We start from the raw sequence: 685 nt of genomic DNA, 5'->3' as shown, positions 1-685 counted from the left end.
CCCTATTTCTATCCGTGGCCGCAGCGCCCCTCGGGGCTCGTCGAGGAAGCTTTCGGCGAGCTTGCCAAACGGTGGAAGCCGATTCTCGATGTCTTCGATGAAGCGGGTGTCGATGTCGCCTATGAACTGCATCCGGGCGAAGACCTGCATGACGGCGTGACATTCGAGCGTTTCCTCGAAGGCGTCGGCAATCATCCGCGCGCGAACATTCTCTACGACCCGTCGCATTTCGTGCTGCAGGCGCTCGATTATCTTGCCTTCATCGACATCTACCACGAGCGCATCCGTGCCTTCCACGTCAAGGATGCAGAACTGCAATCGTCCGGCCGTTCAGGCGTCTATGGCGGCTACCAGTCCTGGGTCGACAGGCCCGGCCGGTTCCGTTCGCTCGGCGATGGCGCTGTCCGCTACTCGAGCGCACTGACCCATTTCGTCGACTTCCCGTGGCGCTACAGCGCCGAGAATGGACCCGCCCAGGTGCTGAGGCTCGCCCAGCAGCTCGCGAACGGCGCCGATCCGCATTATTATTTCATGGGCACGCCCGACCAGCCCGACCGCAAGCCGCTGCCGGCCGTGAAGTCGATCTTCGACTTTCACCGCGAACACGAGGCACTCTATGCCGCCCTCGAAACGGCGGCGCGGGTCGCCCTCTACAATTCCCGCAAGTCCCGGCCCTACGACCGGC

Annotated in this window: 1 protein-coding gene; it reads left to right on the top strand. The window is 63.1% G+C overall.

Features of this window, described 5'->3' with window-relative positions; translation table 11 throughout:
• On the top strand, positions 1 to 685 hold a 685-nt coding region (locus MD273_RS18560), incomplete at both ends, for a sugar phosphate isomerase/epimerase family protein (protein ID WP_239039258.1).

Source organism: Marinobacter sp. C7 (genome assembly GCF_022343555.1).
Lineage (GTDB): Bacteria > Pseudomonadota > Gammaproteobacteria > Pseudomonadales > Oleiphilaceae > Marinobacter.
Note: the sequence above shows the minus strand (reverse complement) of the source record. Positions and strands in the feature narration are given on the sequence as shown.